The organism is Stenotrophomonas sp. YJH_SMC_64 (assembly GCF_059371375.1).
In genome coordinates this window covers 68,418-86,197 of sequence record NZ_JCAFUN010000017.1, presented here as the reverse complement: position 1 = coordinate 86,197, position 17,780 = coordinate 68,418, and the positions used below count along the sequence as shown (strand labels likewise).

At 66.7% G+C, this 17,780-nt stretch carries 14 protein-coding genes and 1 riboswitch; of the genes, 8 read left to right on the top strand and 6 right to left on the bottom strand.

The window, feature by feature from the left end; all coding sequences use genetic code 11:
- Window positions 1-51 precede the first annotated feature (51 nt).
- A complete protein-coding gene (locus tag AC5P9L_RS18035; RefSeq protein ID WP_062607916.1) occupies window positions 52-2,178 on the top strand; it encodes a methyl-accepting chemotaxis protein in 2,127 nt (708 codons plus the stop codon).
- An 89-nt stretch (window positions 2,179-2,267) separates the two neighbouring features.
- On the opposite strand, the gene AC5P9L_RS18030 is transcribed toward AC5P9L_RS18035, so the two are convergent.
- The gene (locus AC5P9L_RS18030; protein ID WP_005410634.1) at window positions 2,268-2,558 is read right to left on the bottom strand and encodes a hypothetical protein; all 291 of its coding nucleotides are present in this window, start codon (window positions 2,556-2,558) and stop codon (window positions 2,268-2,270) included.
- 14 nt (window positions 2,559-2,572) lie between these two features.
- Window positions 2,573-3,112 (bottom strand): hypothetical protein, encoded by a 540-nt coding sequence (locus AC5P9L_RS18025; protein ID WP_171968980.1) that lies wholly within the window; start codon window positions 3,110-3,112, stop codon window positions 2,573-2,575.
- Window positions 3,113-3,252: 140 nt separating this feature from the next.
- Here AC5P9L_RS18025 and AC5P9L_RS18020 point away from each other — a divergent pair, with 140 nt between their 5' ends.
- Window positions 3,253-3,993 carry an alpha/beta fold hydrolase gene (locus tag AC5P9L_RS18020; protein ID WP_005414175.1) on the top strand — a complete coding sequence of 247 codons (741 nt, stop codon included), beginning with the start codon at window positions 3,253-3,255 and terminating at the stop codon, window positions 3,991-3,993.
- Between the two features lie 9 nt (window positions 3,994-4,002).
- On the opposite strand, the gene AC5P9L_RS18015 is transcribed toward AC5P9L_RS18020, so the two are convergent.
- Window positions 4,003-4,449 (bottom strand): hypothetical protein, encoded by a 447-nt coding sequence (locus AC5P9L_RS18015; protein WP_133050362.1) that lies wholly within the window; start codon window positions 4,447-4,449, stop codon window positions 4,003-4,005.
- Window positions 4,450-4,471: 22 nt separating this feature from the next.
- Window positions 4,472-6,562 carry a catalase gene (locus AC5P9L_RS18010; protein WP_005414177.1) on the bottom strand — a complete coding sequence of 697 codons (2,091 nt, stop codon included), beginning with the start codon at window positions 6,560-6,562 and terminating at the stop codon, window positions 4,472-4,474.
- A 114-nt stretch (window positions 6,563-6,676) separates the two neighbouring features.
- On the opposite strand from AC5P9L_RS18010, the gene AC5P9L_RS18005 reads away from it, so the two are divergent.
- The 3 genes from AC5P9L_RS18005 to AC5P9L_RS17995 all read left to right on the top strand — a co-directional run bounded on the left by AC5P9L_RS18005 (window position 6,677) and on the right by AC5P9L_RS17995 (window position 9,363).
- Window positions 6,677-7,399, top strand: coding sequence for a helix-turn-helix transcriptional regulator (locus tag AC5P9L_RS18005; RefSeq protein ID WP_005410629.1), 723 nt, complete (start codon window positions 6,677-6,679; stop codon window positions 7,397-7,399).
- An 82-nt stretch (window positions 7,400-7,481) separates the two neighbouring features.
- Window positions 7,482-8,849, top strand: a complete 1,368-nt coding sequence (locus AC5P9L_RS18000) for an amino acid permease (protein ID WP_005410628.1) — start codon at window positions 7,482-7,484, stop codon at window positions 8,847-8,849.
- Between the two features lie 103 nt (window positions 8,850-8,952).
- Window positions 8,953-9,363: a VOC family protein gene (locus tag AC5P9L_RS17995; RefSeq protein WP_005410627.1), complete on the top strand. Its 411-nt coding sequence runs from the start codon at window positions 8,953-8,955 to the stop codon at window positions 9,361-9,363.
- Window positions 9,364-9,421: 58 nt separating this feature from the next.
- On the opposite strand, the gene gcvP is transcribed toward AC5P9L_RS17995, so the two are convergent.
- Entirely contained in the window at window positions 9,422-12,289 is a 2,868-nt protein-coding gene (gene gcvP / locus AC5P9L_RS17990; RefSeq protein WP_024956945.1) for an aminomethyl-transferring glycine dehydrogenase, read from the bottom strand.
- Window positions 12,290-12,351: 62 nt separating this feature from the next.
- Window positions 12,352-12,454, bottom strand: a riboswitch (glycine riboswitch).
- 299 nt (window positions 12,455-12,753) lie between these two features.
- Here gcvP and AC5P9L_RS17985 point away from each other — a divergent pair.
- From AC5P9L_RS17985 to AC5P9L_RS17975, 3 genes are all read left to right on the top strand, one after another.
- Entirely contained in the window at window positions 12,754-13,980 is a 1,227-nt protein-coding gene (locus tag AC5P9L_RS17985; RefSeq protein ID WP_024956946.1) for a multidrug effflux MFS transporter, read from the top strand.
- Between the two features lie 140 nt (window positions 13,981-14,120).
- Window positions 14,121-15,017: a siderophore-interacting protein gene (locus AC5P9L_RS17980; protein WP_088436294.1), complete on the top strand. Its 897-nt coding sequence runs from the start codon at window positions 14,121-14,123 to the stop codon at window positions 15,015-15,017.
- Window positions 15,018-15,085: 68 nt separating this feature from the next.
- Window positions 15,086-15,478, top strand: a complete 393-nt coding sequence (locus AC5P9L_RS17975; protein WP_005410623.1) for a hypothetical protein — start codon at window positions 15,086-15,088, stop codon at window positions 15,476-15,478.
- Between the two features lie 291 nt (window positions 15,479-15,769).
- Here AC5P9L_RS17975 and AC5P9L_RS17970 read toward each other — a convergent pair whose 3' ends face one another.
- Window positions 15,770-17,734, bottom strand: coding sequence for a M2 family metallopeptidase (locus AC5P9L_RS17970; protein ID WP_279915767.1), 1,965 nt, complete (start codon window positions 17,732-17,734; stop codon window positions 15,770-15,772).
- Between the last annotated feature and the right edge of the window lie 46 nt (window positions 17,735-17,780).

Here is a 17,780-nt window from a genome sequence, read left to right as displayed (position 1 = left end):
TTGCCTGGCGGGCCGCCGATAACGCCACATCCCCCCGTTTTGGATGTACCGATGAACTACTTGAGGAATGTCAGGGTTGCCTGGCGTCTTGGGCTGGGCTTTGGCCTGTTGCTGCTGTTGGTTGCGGCCGTGGTGGCCACCGGCGCCACCGCCAGTGTCGTGCAGAAGCGCGCGATGCAGCAGGTGGTCGATGTCAGCGTGGCCAAGGTGCGCCTGTTGTCGCAGATGCTCGATGCCAACAACCAGATGATGGTCGTTCGCCGCGAGATGCTGATCCGCCAGGGCGATGACCGTGGCCATGATGAGCAGCGCATCGCCGATCTGGTCAAGCGCTATGAGGCCAGTTGGACGGCCTACCAGGCGCTGCCCAGCGACGCCGAGGGCAAGGCCATTGCCGAAACCATCGCCGCCAAGCGTGCCATCGCGCGTCCGCTCAACAAGCAGACCAGCGAACTCATGGAGCAGGGCGACTACCCGGGCGCCGTGGCGCTGACCCTGGGCCCGGTGCAGGAAGCCGCCAACGGCTGGAACAAGGCGCTGTCCGATGGCGTGGACTTCGAAGAGAAGGAAAGCCGTGAGGCGGCCGCCGAGGCGATCCGCCTGGGCGAGCGCAGCCTGCTGCAGCTGCTGGTGCTGGGCGGCGTCGCGCTGCTGGTGGGCATCGGTGCCTCGGTGATGATCGGGCGCAGCCTGACCGGCCCGTTGGCCCGCGCGGTGAACGTGGCCGAACGCCTGTCCAAGGGCCAGCTGGACCAGGAGTTCCGCCTTGGCGGCCGCGATGAACTGACCCAGCTGGGTGAAGCCATGGCCAGCGTGCGGCAGAGCGTGCAGGCGGCGATCGGCGCACAGCTGCAGATGGCCGAACAGCACGAGGCGGGTGCGATCCGCTACCGCATGGACGCCAGCGCCTTCCCCGGCGATTTCGGCCGCATGGTGCAGGCCACCAACAGCCTGGTCGAATCGCACGTGCAGGTGGAGCTGCTGATGGCTGAAGTGATGCAGCGTTACGCCATCGGTGACCTCAGCCGCGACCTGCCGGACTACCCGGGCGAGAAGGGTACGCTGACCCGCACCCTGGCCGCAGTGAAGCAGAGCCTGATGGCGATCAACGCGCAGATCGATGCACTGGCCCGGGCCGCGCGCGCCGGTGATTTCAGCATGCGTGGCGACGCCGCTGCGTTCCAGTTCCAGTTCAAGGCGATGGTCGAGCACCTCAACGGCATGATGGCCAGTTCGCAGGCCAGCATCGCTGATGTCTCCGATGTGCTGCGTGCGATCTCGCACGGCGACCTGACTGCACGCATGGACGGCGAGTACGACGGTGTATTCGCCCGCATGCGTGACGACGCCAACACCACCACCGCGCAGCTGACCGGCATCGTGCGTGGCATCCAGGTGGCCGCCGACAGCATCAACAACGCGGCGCAGGAACTGGCTGCCGGCAACAACGACCTGTCGCGCCGCACCGAGCAGCAGGCCGCCAACCTGGAAGAAGCCGCCGCATCGATGGAGGAACTGACCTCGACTGTGCGCCAGAATGCCGAGCTCGCTCGTCAGGCCGACAGTGAAGCGCATGCCGCCGGTGCCGCCGTACGCGAAACCGAGCAGGCGATGGCGCAGATGGCGTCGGTGATGGGTGAGATCGATCAGTCCTCGGCACGCATCTCGGAAATCTCCACCGTGATCGACGGCATCGCGTTCCAGACCAACATCCTGGCGCTGAATGCTGCGGTTGAAGCCGCGCGTGCAGGTGAGCAGGGCCGTGGTTTTGCCGTGGTCGCCAGCGAGGTACGTACGCTCGCACAGCGTGCCGGTGTCGCCGCCAAGGAGATCAAGGAGCTGATCGAAGACGCTGCTGCCAAGGTGAAGAGTGGCCTGGCGGTGACCGTTGAATCGGAAGCCGCGATCGCCCGCGTGGCCCAGGCCAGCTCGCGCACCACGCAGCTGATGAGCGACATCGCAGCGGCCAGCAAGGAACAGGCCGCCGGTATCGAGCAGGTCAACCAGGTGGTGGTGCAGATGGACCAGGTGACCCAGCAGAACGCTGCGCTGGTGGAAGAAGCCACCGCCGCCAGCCGCGCGCTGGAGGAACAGGCGCATGCGCTGACCACGTCGGTGGCGGTGTTCAAGGTGGAGCAGGGCGCGCGCATGCCCATCGTGCCTGCGCAGGCGGCGTAAGCAACCTGCGACTGGATGTTGGATGACGCTCTGCATGTGATGCCCCGCATGCAGGGCACCGCATGCACGCAACCGGTCGGTGCCGCTGGCTAGCGGCCGCGCGCGGCGCGTTCGATCAGCCAGCCGGCTGCGTACAGCAACAGCAGTGTTGGCGGAACCAGTACTGCATACGCGGTCGACCAGGGTTTGCCGTACAGCAGGCTGCCTGCGCCGATGGCATCGAGTGCAGCAGACTGCAGGGTGATGGGGAGCGACATCAGGATATAGGCCCCCTTCGGGTCCGCATCCGACTGCGCGCCGTGAACCAGCCATGCGGTCAACAGCAGGTAGACCACGCAAAGCGCAAGACCGGTCCAGCTCAGTAATCGCCGCATCTTCATCCGCATGCCTCCGTTCAACGGACGTCGAAGTGAGCCTGCAGAGGCAGGCTCACATTCCGCAGCAGATCCCTGACCACCACCTGCGCAGTCCACGTGCCTTTCGGATCACTGGCCTCGGCCACGAACTTCAGGTGCAGGTTGGTCATGTACAACAGGGTTGGCGGGCCGGGCAGGGCAGCGGTGAAACAGGGAACATCGCGTTCGTCGATGCTGGTACTGCCGTCCGGGCGCAGCATGCGCAGATCGCAGTGCACCTTGGGTACGCGGTTCTCATCCAGTTGCGGGTTGGACAGGAATGTCAGCAGGAACAATTCACCGCCCGGGTGGACTTCGTCGGCCTGGGTAAAACCGGGAGTGGTCTCTGGCGGGGTCTCCCACTTGGCCTGCCAGTCGGCATCGGAGGTGACCAGCAGCGATGCCGCAAAGCCACCGCTGGATTTCATGGCATCGGTCTCCGGCATCGCCTTGCCTGCCCCGTTTATCCAGCCATCGTTGGCGGAACTGTTCAGTGGCAGCATCATGGCCATCATGGCCAGCGCGTAGGTCCATCGCATCAGAGGCTCTCCTTGGCAGCCGCGTCCCGCGGCAGAGCGGGGAGTATCGCTCAACCTTGACCGGCAAAGCAGCAGGAGAGCCGGAGCGGAGGTTCCGCTGCCTGCCGATGTGGGCGATGCTTGCCAGCAAAGGAGGTGACATGGGAATCGGGAGCGAGGAAAAGCCGGGCTGTGATTCAGCATCACCCACGCCGCAGCACGTGCTGATGCTGCCCGGGCTGGATGGCTCCGGCAGGCTGTCGATCCCGTTTCTGTCAGCACTCCAGGCTCATGGGCTGACGACGCAGGCGATTACGCTGCCTGCGCAGGGAGGGCAGGATCACGCCACGCTGGCCCAACGGCTGTGGTCGCAGCTGCCCGGCCATCCCTTCATCCTGCTTGCCGAGTCCTTCTCGGGCCCGTTGGCGGTTGAACTGGCCACGCGACAGCCCGCCGGGCTGCGCGGACTGGTGCTTGCCGCGACCTTTGCGTGTCGGCCGGTGCCATTGCCGGCAGCCAGCGCAGCCCTGCTGACGCCGGCCTGGCCTCTGCCTCCCGTGGCGTTGCTGGCGCGCCTTCTGCTGGGGCGGTGGCGCACCCGCGAGCACCTGTCGATGCTGCGCGATGCGCTGGCCCGGATTCCGGCGGCCACACTGCGGCAACGCGCCGCAGCGACCCTGCGCGTCGACGTACGCGCATTGCTGCCGGCAATCGACGTGCCGACGCTGTGCCTGCACGCGTGCCATGACCGCCTGCTGTGGCCGCCCAGCGTGGCAGAACTGCAGGCCCTTTTGCCGGATGCCCGGCATGTTTCGCTGGAAGGGCCGCATCTGCTGCTGCAGGCACGCGCTGACGCAGCCGCAGCCGAAGTTGCCGCGTGGATGAGGACGCTGTCGCCCTGATCGAAGGACTCAGCCGCGCGCGCGGGTACGCGCGGCCTTCTTCGCCGCCACCTTGCGCACGGTCTTCTTCGCCGCACGTGTCTTCGCCGCCTTCTTCGCTGCAGCACTGCGCGAGGCGGCTGTACCGGCCTTCTTGGCCGCTGTCTTCTTTGCGGTCTTCTTTGTGGCTGTCTTGCGAGCCGGTGCCTTCTTCGCCGCCGTCGTCTTGGTCGTGGCCTTCTTTGTGCCCGACTTCCTGGCAGGCGCCTTCTTGGCAGCCTTCTTGCTGGTCGCCTTCTTCGTACCCTTGCGCGCGCTGCCGCTACGCTTGCCACCACCATCCTGCTTGTTCACGGTCGCCCAGGCAATGCGCTCGGCAGTGCCTTCGCTGGCACCGCGCTCGCGCTCGCTTTCCTCGATGTGCTCGGCCTGGCGCTTTTGTTTATCGGAGTATGCGGATTTGTCACCACGGGGCATGACAGTTCTCCTGTTGTTGTAGTCAGGCCAGCAGGCGCAGCTTGGGTTCGCGCGCCCACTGGCGGGTGGCGGCCGCCGCCAGGAATGCCTTGGCGTCTTCCGCTTCGACGATGCCGGCGTCGTTGCCGACCCTTGCCGCCTTCAGCAGCGTCTGGCCGCCCGCATCGCTGGCGATGGCCTTCAGGTGCGCCCACGCCTGGCTGACGAATTCGATGGCTGCACTCTCTTTCGACAAGGCCTTCGCCGCTTCCGGGCTGAGCACCACGGCTACTGCATCGAACACGGCCGACGGGGTGCCCGCCAGTTGCCCATCCGCCGCCTGCAGCGCGCCATCGCTGAGCGTGGCGCCACCCACTCTGGGGGCGACCAGCTTCACATCCGCACCTGCTTTCCTGGCTGCCTTGCTCAGGCTGGCAATGATCCGGGCATCAGAACCCTCATCGAACAGGATGCCGATGCAGCGCCCTTGCAGGGTGGGTTTGTTGCGACCGATCACCCGCACTTCGGGGGCGGGGGGCATGTCCCGCACTGGGGTAGCGGTCGGCGCCGGGTCGGGCAGTGCAGGCAACGCCAGACCATCGGCCACGCGCTGCGCCAGTGAGTCATCGATGTTGCGCAGGTGACTGACGGTGCGTACCCGCACCTTCAGCGTTTCCACCTTGGACAACTCGAACACCAGCGCCGATGCCAGGTGCGCCTGCTCCGGCTTTTCGAGGCTGCGGAAGAACATGCGGGCCTGGCTGTAGTGGTCGGCGAAACTCTCCGCGCGGGTGCGACCCTTGCGGCCATCGTCGGCGCTGGCATGGCTGCGGAATCCGGCAGGCGTCTCGCGCGGGGTGTCCTCCTGCAGCGAACTGGGATCGTAGGCCACCCGGCCCTTGGGAACCTGCATCTGCATGTGGCCGTCGCGCTGATGATTGGCAAACGGGCACTTGGGCGCATTCACCGGGATCTGGTGGAAGTTCGGGCCGCCCAGGCGCAGCAGCTGGGTGTCCAGGTAGGAGAACAGGCGCCCCTGCAGCAGCGGGTCGTTGCTGAAGTCGATGCCCGGTGGCACGTTGGCCGGGCAGAAAGCCACCTGCTCGGTCTCGGCGAAGAAGTTGTCCGGCCAGCGGTCCAGCACCATGCGTCCGATGACCTGCAACGGCACCAGCGATTCGGGAATGATCTTGGTCGGGTCCAGATGATCGAACGGGAATGCGTCGGCGTCTTCTTCGGTGAACAACTGCACCGCCAGTTCCCATTCCGGGAAGTCGCCGCGCTGGATGGCCTCGAACAGGTCACGGCGATGGAAGTCATTGTCGGCCGACTGCAGCTTCAGCGCTTCGTCCCAGACCGTGGACTGGATACCCAGCTTGGGCCGCCAGTGGAACTTGACGAACGTTGACTCGCCGGCCTCGTTCAGCAGGCGGAAGCTGTGCACACCGAAGCCTTCGATCATCCGCAGCGAACGCGGTATGGCGCGGTCGCTCATCGCCCACATGATCATGTGCATCGATTCGGGCATCAGCGAAATGAAGTCCCAGAACGTGTCATGGGCCGACGCGGCCTGCGGGAAGGCACGGTCCGGTTCCATCTTCACCGCGTGCACCAGGTCCGGGAATTTCATGGCGTCCTGGATGAAGAACACCGGGATGTTGTTGCCGACCAGGTCCCAGTTGCCCTCCCTGGTATAGAACTTCACCGCGAAGCCGCGCACGTCGCGCGGGGTGTCCACCGAACCTGCGCCACCGGCCACGGTCGAGAAGCGGGTGAACACGGGTGTCTTCACGCCAACCTCGGTCAGGATGCGCGCGCGGGTATGCGCCTTCAGTGATCGGGTCAACTCGAAGTAGCCATGCGCAGCGCTGCCGCGGGCGTGCACGATGCGCTCGGGAATGCGCTCATGGTCGAAGTGGGTGATCTTCTCGCGCAGGATGAAGTCCTCCAGCAGCGTAGGCCCCCGAGGTCCCTGGCGCAGGGAGTTCTGGTTGTCTGCCACCGGGATGCCCTGATCGGTGGTCATCGCCGGATGACTGCCCCCGGCCTGCTGGTGCAGTTCATCGCCGTTGCCGCGGTGGTGGTTCTCGGCGTGGGTGGTTGCGCGCTTGCCGGTCGGCTTGCTGGCGGCCATTGACGTTGGCTCCGGATGCTCAAAGAGAACCACGACACTGGAACCGGGCCCGTTAAACCGAGGTCCGGCAAAGGTGAACGTACAGGCAAAAGCAGGCTCGGGTATGCTTGTTCCATGCGAGTCGAGCCCGCCGACATCGAAGCCCTGTTCGACGCCATCCCGGATGTGCTGTTCTTCATCAAGGACCTTCAGGGGCGTTACACCCACGTCAACCAGACCATGCTGCGGCGGCTGGGCCTGCGCGCCCGCAAGGACGTGATCGGGCGTACCGCGGCGGAGATCTACCCGACCGGGCTGAGCGCCGACTACGTGGACCAGGACGCCCGCGTGCTGGCCGGTGAGGTGATCGAGAACCTGATGGAGCTGCACCTGTTCGCCAACCGCGAACCGGGCTGGTGCCTGACCTGCAAGCGTCCGCTGGTGGTCGATGGGGCCATCGAGGGCCTGATCGGCATTTCCCGCGACCTTGGCCAGAAGGACAGCCTGGGTACCCAGTACGAGCAGCTGCGGCTGGCGCTGGCCCACCTCAACGCGCACTACGCCGAGAACGTGCGCATGCAGACCCTGCTGGACATCACCGGCTTTTCGCTGTCCAAGCTGGAGCGCAGCTTCCGCAAGGTGTTCCAGATGACCCCGCAGCAGGTGCTGACCCGGCTGCGGATCCAGATGGCCATGCACCTGCTGCACGGTGACGAGAGCATCGCCAGCATCGGCCAGGCCTGCGGTTTCAGCGACCAGAGCGCCTTTACCCGCAAGTTCAAGGCTGAAACCGGTTTCTCGCCGCGTGCCTACCGTGCCCGTATTGGTGGCAGTGTCGGAGAGCCGGCACTGGCCTGAGCCGCCTGCTGCGCTGTGCCTATCCCCGCGGGCATGGGACAGGGTAAGGTGTCGCCCCTGTAGCCCGCCGCCAGCCCTGCCGATGCCCAACTCGATTCCGACCGCTTCGCCGTCCCGCCTCGGACATTCGCTCAAGCCCCGCCAGCTGATCATGATGGGCCTGGGCAGCGCCATCGGCGCCGGCCTGTTCCTCGGCTCGGGCGTGGGTGTGCAGGCGGCCGGTCCGGCGGTCCTGGTGTCGTATCTGGTCGCCGGCGCGCTGGTGATCATCGTGATGAACGCTCTGGGCGAAATGGCGGCGGCCAAACCGACCAGTGGCGCGTTCTCGGTCTATGCCGCCGATGCCATGGGCGCCACCGCCGGTGCCACCGTCGGCTGGTTGTGGTGGGTGCAGCTGGTGATCGTGATCGCCGCCGAGGCGGTGGGAGCGGCCGGGCTGCTGGCCACGGTCTGGCCAGCAGTACCTGTACCGATGGCGGCGCTGGCCTTCATGCTGTTCTTCACCGCGATCAACCTGCTCGGGGTGAAGAACTTCGGCGAGTTCGAATTCTGGTTCGCCATCCTCAAGGTGGCGGCGATCCTGGCCTTCATCGCCATCGGCGTGGCGCTGCTGATGGGCTGGCTGCCGCAGGTGACCTCGCCGGGCCTGAGCAACTTCACCGAGCATGGTGGCTTCGCGCCGAAGGGCCTGGCGGGTATTGGCGCTGCACTGCTGGTTGTCGTTTTTGCCTTCGGTGGCACCGAGATCGTGGCCGTTGCGGCGGCGGAGACCGAAGATCCGGAGCGCAGCATCGCCCGTGCCATCCGCACCGTGGCGTGGCGCATCCTGGTGTTCTACATCGGCTCGCTGAGCGTGATCATCGCCGTCGTGCCGTGGACCAGCGAAGCGTTGAAGTCGCCGTTCGCCGCCGTGCTGGACATTGCCCGTATTCCGGGCGCCGGCACCGCCATCACCCTGATCGCGGTGATCGCGCTGCTGTCGGCACTCAATGCCAACCTCTACGGCGCCTCGCGCATGATGTATTCACTGGCGCAGCGCCGCGAAGCCCCGGCCGTGCTGGGCTGGACCGATCCGCGCCAGGTGCCGGTGATTGCCGTGCTGGCCAGCGTGCTGTTCGGTTTCGCCGCCACGGTGATGGAACTGCTGTTCCCGGACCGGGTGCTGCCGGTGCTGCTGAACATCGTCGGTTCCACCTGCCTGCTGGTGTGGACGCTGTCGCTGGTCTCGCAACTGGTGTTGCGCCGCCGCGCAGATCGCCTGGGTACCCGGCTGCCGTTCCGCATGGCGGGCTTCCCGTGGCTGACCTGCTGCGCGCTGGCGATCCTGGCGCTGATCTTCGGCCTGCTGCTGAGCGAGTCGCACACCCGCCTGCAGTTCCTGTCGATGGTGGCGCTGACCGCCACGATCGCCGCCGGCAGCGCCATCGCACGGCGCATGCGCGAGGCGTGACTGAAGCTGCCGGCCAGCGGCCGGCACTACCACGGGGGCTGCACATCTGCCGTGCCATCCTGATCGTGTGGGCCGTCATCGGCCCGTCGACCGGGAGTACCGCATGCTGCGCAGTCGCCCCTTCCTGATGTTTACCGGCCAGGCCGAGGCCGCGCTGGCCCTGTACGCCGAGGCCTTCGCCGATTTCCGCCTGCTGGCAATGCAGCGCCATCCGGACGGCGCCGGTGCCGGCGTGCCCGGGCAGGTCCGACAGGCCATCTTCCTGCTCGGTGGCACCCACTACCTGTGCTTTGACAGCCTGGACGTGCACGATTTCACCTTCAGCCCGTCGATCTCGCTGTTCGTCGAGTGCTCCGGCGCCGAGCAGTTCGAGCGCGCCGCGCGCGTGCTGGGCGAGGGCGGCCACTGGCTGATGCCGGTGGGCGACTATGACTTCAGCAACCGCTACGGCTGGGTGCAGGATCGCTTCGGCGTGTCGTGGCAGTTGAGCCTGGGGCAGATGCCGGACCCGTGATGCACAATGAGAACGGCCCGCTTGCGCGGGCCGTTCTCTTTACCGATGCCGCGAGGAATCAAGCCTCGACTTCATCATCCTTGTAGGCATCGACCGGGATGCAGGCACACATCACGTTCTTGTCGCCGTACACGTTGTCGACGCGTGCCACCGGCGGCCAGTACTTGCTCTGCTTCAGGCTGGCCAGCGGGAAGGCAGCCAGTTCGCGCGGGTAGGCGTGGGTCCACTCGCTGGCGGTCACCGCGGTGGCGGTGTGCGGCGCGTTCTTCAGCGGGTTGTCCTCGCGGTCCAGGCGGCCGTCTTCGATCGCGGTGATCTCCTCGCGGATCTGGATCATCGCGTCGATGAAGCGGTCCAGCTCGTGCAGCGATTCGCTCTCGGTCGGTTCGACCATCAGCGTGCCGGCCACCGGGAAGCTCAGGGTCGGGGCGTGGAAGCCGAAGTCGATCAGGCGCTTGGCGACGTCCTCGGCGCCGATGCCGCTGGTCTTCTCCAGCGGGCGTACGTCGAGGATGCACTCGTGTGCCACCAGGCCGTTGCGGCCGGTGTACAGGGTCTTGAAGTGCGGGGCCAGGCGCTTGGCGATGTAGTTGGCGTTGAGCTGCGCGACCTGGGTGGCCTTGCGCAGGCCTTCGCGGCCCATCATCGCGATGTACATCCAGCTGATCGGCAGGATCGAGGCGCTGCCGAAGCTGGCGGCGCTGACCATGCCGACCGGGCCGTTGTCACCCAGCTTGCCCGGCAGGAACGGGGCCAGGTGCTCCTTGACCGCGCACGGGCCGACGCCCGGGCCGCCGCCGCCGTGCGGGATGCAGAAGGTCTTGTGCAGGTTCAGGTGCGAAACGTCCGAACCCCATTTGCCGGGCTTGGCCACGCCGACCAGGGCGTTCATGTTGGCGCCGTCGGTGTACACCTGGCCGCCGTGCTGGTGGATGATCTCGCAGATCTCGACCACCTCTTCCTCGAACACGCCGTGCGTGGACGGGTAGGTCATCATGATCGCGGCCAGGCGGTCGCTGTACTTCTCGGCGTTGAGGCGGATGTCTTCCACATCGACGTTGCCGTTGGCATCGGTCTTGGTGACCACCACCTTCATGCCGCACATCTGCGCCGAGGCCGGGTTGGTGCCGTGCGCCGAATCCGGGATCAGGCAGATGTCGCGGTGGCCTTCGCCGCGCGAGCGGTGGTAGGCGCGGATCGCCAGCAGGCCGGCGTACTCGCCCTGTGCGCCGGAGTTCGGCTGCAGGCTGACCGCGTCGTAGCCGGTGCATTCGACCAGCATCGCTTCCAGCGTGTCGATCAGTTCCTTGTAGCCCAGCGCCTGGTCGGCCGGCACCAGCGGGTGGATCTGCGAGAACTCCGGCCAGGTCACCGGGATCATCTCGGCGGTGGCGTTGAGCTTCATGGTGCACGAACCCAGCGGGATCATCGTGCGGTCCATCGCCAGGTCCTTGTCGGCCAGCGAACGCAGGTAACGCAGCAGTTCGTGCTCGCTGTGGTGGGTGTTGAACACCGGGTGGGTCAGGAACGCGGACTGGCGCAGCAGGCCGGCCGGCAGCGCGTCGGCGGTGCTGGCATCCAGCGCGTCGACGTCCAGCGAGGCACCGAACACCGCAGCCACGGCGACGATGTCGGCGCGGGTGGTGGTCTCGTCCAGACTGATGCCGACCGAGTCGCTGTCGATCGCGCGCAGGTTGTAACCGGCGGCGCGTGCCTTGGCATGGATTTCATCGGCATGCACGCCGGTGACGTGCAGGGTGTCGAAGAAGTCGCCACCGACCTGCACGCCGGCATTGCGCAGCGCTGCGGCCAGGATCGAGGCCAGTCGATGGGTGCGGCGGGCAATGCGGGTCAGGCCTTCCGGGCCGTGGTAAACGGCGTACATCGAGGCCATCACCGCCAGCAGCACCTGCGCGGTACAGATGTTGGAGGTGGCCTTCTCGCGGCGGATGTGCTGTTCGCGGGTCTGCAGGGTCAGGCGGTAGGCCGGGTTGCCCTGGGCATCGATCGAAACGCCGATCAGGCGGCCTGGCATCGAGCGCTTGTAGGCGTCACGGCAGGCCATGAAGGCGGCGTGCGGGCCACCGAAGCCGAACGGCACGCCGAAACGCTGGCTGTTGCCGACCACGATGTCCGCGCCCCATTCGCCCGGGGCAGCCAGCAGGGTCAGGGCCAGCAGGTCGGTGGCCACGGCCACCAGGCCGCCGCGTGCGTGCACGGCATCGACCAGCGCCTTGTAGTCGCCGACCTGGCCGAAGGTGTCCGGATACTGCAGCAGCAGGCCGAAGGCTTCTGCTTCCAGCGCTTCGGCCGGGGTGCCGACGCGCAGCACGATGCCCATGGGCTCGGCGCGGGTACGCAGCAGTTCCAGGGTCTGCGGGTGCACGGCGTCGTGCACGAAGAAGGTGTCCGACTTCGACTTGGCCGAACGCTTGGCCAGGGTCATCGCTTCGGCGGCGGCGGTGGCTTCGTCCAGCAGCGAGGCGTTGGCGATTTCCATGCCGGTCAGGTCGGCGCACAGGGTCTGGAAGTTGATCAGCGCTTCCATGCGGCCCTGCGAGATTTCCGCCTGGTACGGGGTGTAGGCGGTGTACCACGCCGGGTTTTCCAGGATGTTGCGCAGGATCACGTTCGGCGTGTGGGTACCGTAGTAACCCTGGCCGATGAAGCTGCGCAGCACGGTGTTCTTGTCGGCGATCGCACGGATCTTCGCCAGTGCCTGCACTTCGGTCATCGACTCCGGCAGTGCCAGCGGTGCCGGCGACTTGATCTTGGCCGGCACGATGGCGTCGGTCATCGCATCCAGCGACGCGTGGCCGACGACGTCGAGCATCTGCGCGATCTCGGCGTCGTTGGGGCCGATGTGGCGCTCGACGAACGCGTTGTGGTGCTCGAGCTCACGCAGGGAAGGGGTGTTCTGGGACATGGCGAAGGATCCGTCAGGAAAGGGCACACGCACGGGCACAAGCCGCCGGTCGGCGGTCTGCGGGGCGCCCCTCTGTCCTTTTGCCTGAGAGTTTAAAAGCGCGGCGGACCGCAGCTTCGTGCCCCTTCGGCGCCGGATCGAACCGGTCTCTCCAGAGTTGTGTTACGGGTGGTATCGGGCCTGAGCGATTACGGGCGTTGCGCCTTCGGCAGCGGTATTCCGCTTCTCCCACCGTGTTGCCCGCCGATTATAGCCCGTTGCGGGCGCGGCGGCCGCCTTCGGTCCTGGAGGCCGCGCCTGAATGGCCGATGGCCCGTCCGTGCGTTTTGTGCACTGCTGCATGGCATCAGGCGCAATCCCCACCTATGATGGGCGGATACCCGAATTCATCTGGCGCCGTCCCTGCTGCAGGGGACCGGCGCCCGCCGTGCGTGCCGCGCATGGCCCTGCCGGACGCCTTTCCCATGACCGCCGCTGTTGCTCCCTCCACCCGCCGCATGGCCCTGCTGCTCGCCGGCCTGGCCATGTTCGGTCCGTTCTCGATCGACACCATCTTCCCGGCGTTCCCGCAGCTGGCCCAGCGCCTGGCTGTGGACGAGGTGGCGGTGCAGCAGACCATCAGCGTGTACCTGCTGTTCTACGGCCTGATGAGCCTTGCGCACGGCCCGCTGTCCGACGCCTGGGGCCGCAAGCGGGTGATTCTCGGTGGCCTGGTGGTGTTCGTCGGCGCTTCGGTCGGCTGCGCGCTGTCCACCGACCTGACCACGCTGCTGGCGTTCCGCGCGCTGCAGGGCCTGTCAGCGGGCGTCGGCATGATCGTCGGCCGCGCGGTGATCCGCGACCTGTACCACGGACACGACGCGCAGCGCCTGATGAGCCAGGTATCGATGCTGTTCGGCATCGCTCCGGCCATCGCACCGATCATCGGCGGCTGGATCCTGCTCAGTGGCGCCGGCTGGCCACTGATTTTCTGGTTCCTGGTGATGTTTGCGCTGCTCCTGCTGGCGGCCACCGCACGCTACCTGCCGGAAACCCATCCGGTGGAGGCACGGGTGCCGTTGTCACCGCGCGTGCTGCTGCGTGATTACGTGCGCATCGGTTTCAACCCGCGGTTCCTGCGCCTGGCGCTGGCCGGCAGCATCGGTTTCGGCGGCATTTTCCTGTACATCTCCTCGGCGCCGGTGTTCGTGATGCAGCACCTGCATCTGGGCGAGGGTGGTTTTGCCTGGCTGTTCATCCCCACCATCGGCGGCATGACCACCGGCTCGTTCCTGTCCGGGCGCATGGCCGGGCACACCACGCCCACCCGCCAGGTGTCCATTGGTTTCGGCCTGTGTGCGCTGTCGGTGCTGCTGAATGTCGGCTACGTGGCGCTGTCGCCGCAGTTCGTGCTGCCGTGGGCGGTGCTGCCGATCTTCCTGGGCGGCATGGGCATGGCATTGATCTTCCCGATCCTGGCGCTGGCGGTGCTGGACATGTACCCGCATCAGCGCGGCCTGGCCTCGTCGCTGCAGGCCTTCGTGCAGCTGATGATCAGCACGGTGGTGGCCGGCGTGGTGTCGCCGCTGCTCAGCGCCAGCCCGCTGCACCTGGCGCTGGGGCAGGCCGCGTTCTTCGCCGCCGGCTTCGTGTTCTGGTACTGGGAACACCAGCGTGAACGCGCGGCACAGGCGGCCTGCACGGGCCATTGAGCAGCGCGCAGGGGTAGGGCCGGCCGCTTTGCCCGCAACGCTTGCGAAGAGGAACGACCGGACTAGGCTGGGCACTCCAGCCAGCCGGTGCGTGGATGCACGACAGCCAGCCAATCCGATGTCGTTGCATGAGGTTCCCCATGGCTGCGCAGCAGACCTACCGCCTGTTCGAGGTGGCGCTGAAGGAGCGCCGCGTTCTTTCCCCTTCCCTGGACCGCATGGTGTTCACCGGTGCCGACGTGGCGCGGATGAAGACCGAAGGCCCTGACCAGCGCATCAAGGTGTTCTTCCCCTTGCCCGGCCAGGAGGTGCCGCAGGTCCCCAGCGGTGAAGACTGGTACCCACGCTACCGGGCCCTGCCGGACGACAAGCGCCCGCCGATGCGTACCTACACCATCCGCCAGTTGCGCGCCGAGCAGGGCGAGGTCGACGTCGATTTCGTCATCCATGGCGAAACCGGCCCCGCCTCGCGCTGGGCCATGCACGCCCGCCCTGGCGACCGCGTGGTGCTGCTGGCCCCGGACGCCGACTGTGCCGGGAGCAGCGAGGGCTGGGAGTGGAAGCCACCGGCCGGTGTCGGCCAGGTGCTGCTGGTGGCCGATGAAACCGCGTTGCCTGCGGTGGCCGGCATCCTCGAGGAGCTGGCGGCCATGGTCGACCCACCGCGCACGCTGGCGCTGCTGGAGGTGGCGCAGGCCGGTGATGCGGTGCACCTGAGGGCGCCCTCCAGCGCCGAGCTGGTCTGGCTGCCGCGCGGGCAGGCCGCCTACGGACAGCGGTTGCTGCAGGCGGTCCAGGCGCGGTTGGCAGCGACCTCGGGCGTGACTGCCGGGGATGCGCTGGAGGAGATCGACGTCGATACGCAGATCCTCTGGGAGCAGGCCGATACCCGGGTGACCGGGCCGCTGTACGCCTGGGTGGCGGGCGAGGCGGGGGCCGTGATGGCGATCCGTCGCCATCTGGTGCGCGACTGCGGGCTGGACCGCCGCGCGATCACCTTCATGGGCTACTGGCGGCACGGCAAAGTGCTGGACTGAGGGGTGTGAAGCGGTGCTGCGGGCGGGGTGCGCTATCCTTGCGCCCCCCTTCGCAGCGGTACCGCACCATGTCCACCAGCTCCAAGACCCGCCGCGACCAGCGCCGTCGCCAGGAAAAGCAGGCCGCCAACAAGGCCGCCGCGCAGGCCTCGCCGGTGGAGCCGCATGCGGAACTGCGCGATGCACAGCGCACCCTGCTGGCCGGTGTCGTGCGCCGCGACGGCGAATGGGTGCTGGGCATGGATGGCCGCATTGCCGGCCACAGCGAAAGCGCCGCACAGGTGCTGGCGCTGATCATGCAGGCCGGTGAGCTGCACGAACGCAATGGCACGCCGGTGCGCCTGATGTACTCCGACGCGCTGCGCGATGCCGCACAGGCCGAAGCCAGGGAGAAGGGCCAGACCTTCGAGGAATTCAAGGCCGAGCTGGCCGCAGCGATGGCCGCGAAGAAGAACAGCTGACCGCTGTTGCGGTAGAGCCGGCCGCTGGCTGGCTGCCAGACGGATTTCCACCGTGCAGTTGCCGGCCGGCGGCCGGCACTATCGGAAAGGTGCGGATCCTTTCGGACCCGCCCCTTTTTTCATTTCGCCGCCGGGGCCGCGCTGGCCTGCCAGCCGCACATCTGGCCTTTGACTGCTGTTTCGGTAGAGCCGGCCGCTGGCCGGCTGCCAGACGGATTTCCACCGTGCAGTTGCCGGCCAGCGGCCGGCACTACCGGAAAGGGGCGGATCCTTTCGGACCCGCCCCTTTTCTCATTTCGCCGCCGGAGCCGCGTTGGCCTGCCAGCCGCACATCTGGCCTTCGTTCTGCTGCTTCAGCCACTCGTTGACCGGGGTGAAGTACTCGATCATCGGGCCGGCATCGAGCTTGTCGGTACCGGTCAGCTCCTTCAGCGTGGCCTGCCACGGCTGGCTGGCACCCTTGCTCAGCATCGCCCAGTACTTCTGGCCGGCTTCCTTGTTGCCGTAGAAGGTGCACTCATGCAGCGGGCCCTTGTAGCCGGACGCGTCGCACAGGCCCTTGTAGAACTGGAACTGCAGGATGCGCGCCAGGAAGTAGCGGGTGTACGGAGTGTTGCCCGGCACGTGGTACTTCGCGCCCGGATCGAAGAACTCTTCGCCACGGGTGCTGGCCGGCGCCACGCCCTGGTACTTGGCCTTCAGGTCCCACCAGGCCTTGTTGTAGTTGTCGGCAGTGATCGAGCCATCGAACACGCCCCAGCGCCAGCGGTCGATCATCAGCCCGAACGGCAGGAACGACACGCCTGACAGCGCCATGCGCATCTGGTTGTTGATGACCGCCTCGCGGCTTTCGGTCGGCGCATCGACCAGGCCGATCGAGCTGAGGTACTTGGGCGTCATCGCCAGCACGATGGTGTCGCCGATCGCTTCATGGAAGCCATCGTTGGCACCGCCCTGGAACAGCGGCGGCAGCGGGTTGTAGGCCAGGTCGTAATAGATGTGGCCCAGCTCGTGGTAGATGGTGGTGAAGTTCTCTTCGTTCGGCTTGATGCACATCTTGGTGCGCACGTCGCCTTCCATGTTCATGTCCCAGGCACTGGCGTGGCAGACCACGTCGCGGTCGTCAGGCTTGATGAACTGGGTCTTTTCCCAGTAGGACTGCGGCAGCGACGGCATGCCCAGCGACACGTAGAAGTCCTGCGCGCGCTCGGTCATCTGCTTGGCGGTACGCAGTTCGGCCTCGCGCTGCGCCTTGTACTGCGCGGCCACGTTGGCATCCTTGCCGGCCTTGGCCAGCGCCGCGCTCAGGTTGGTCTGGTACTGCTTTTCCAGCGCCGCGGTGATGTCCAGGCTGCCGGCGCCCGGGTACGGTTCCAGCTGGTCCCACAGGTTCGACCAGTCCTGCTGCCACATGTTGCCCAGCAGGTGCGCGGCGATCAGGCCATTGCCTACTTCGGCCTTGTCCTTGCCATAGGTCTTGTCCAGCTTGCCGCGCGCGTAGCAGTGCAGCTGCTCGTACATCGGCTTGACCTGTTCCCACAGGCGGTCGGTTTCCGGGCCGATCTGCTCCGGCGGCATGTCGTAGCCGCTGCGCCACATCTGGCCGGCATCGGTGAAGCCCATGCCCTTGGCGCCTTCGTTCACCAGGCCGACGAACTTCTGGTAGTCGCCGCGCATGCTCTTGGTGGTGCTGTGCCAGCCCTGCCAGGCGTCAAGCTGCTTGTCGTAGTCGCGGCTGCGCGCCAGTACCTGTTCCAGCTCGCCCAGCTGGCGGCAGGAGTTCGGATCGTTGGCGTCGGTGCAGTACTTGCCAGCGCCGTAGCTGCCTTCCATGCGGGTGGCGATCTGGGTCAGCTCGGCCAGCTTGGCCGGATCGCGCGGCGCCGGCATCGAGGACATCAGTTTCAGCAGGTGGATCGCACGCTTGCTGTCCTCGCTCATCGGCTTGCCGTCGAACTTGGCGGCCTGCTCGATCCAGCTGTTGAGCTGGGTCAGCGAGCGCTCGTTGGCCTTGGCCGCGATGCGTTCGGAATCACTGTTGATGTAGGTGGAAGACAGCCACTGCGCCGAGGTCATCTCCGGGTAGGCGGCCTTGAATTCGGCATTGATGCGGGCCACGAACTGGTCGGCGGTTTCGCCGGCCGGGACGCTGCTGCTGGCGGTATCGGTGCCTGGGGCAGCTTCCTTCTTGCAGGCGGCCAGGGCCAGCGTGGCGGCGGCGATTGCCGAGGCCAGCAGGAGATGACGGTGTTTCACGGGCGGTCCTTGGGTGGTGAACGACGGCCGAAGGCTAGTGGGCAGT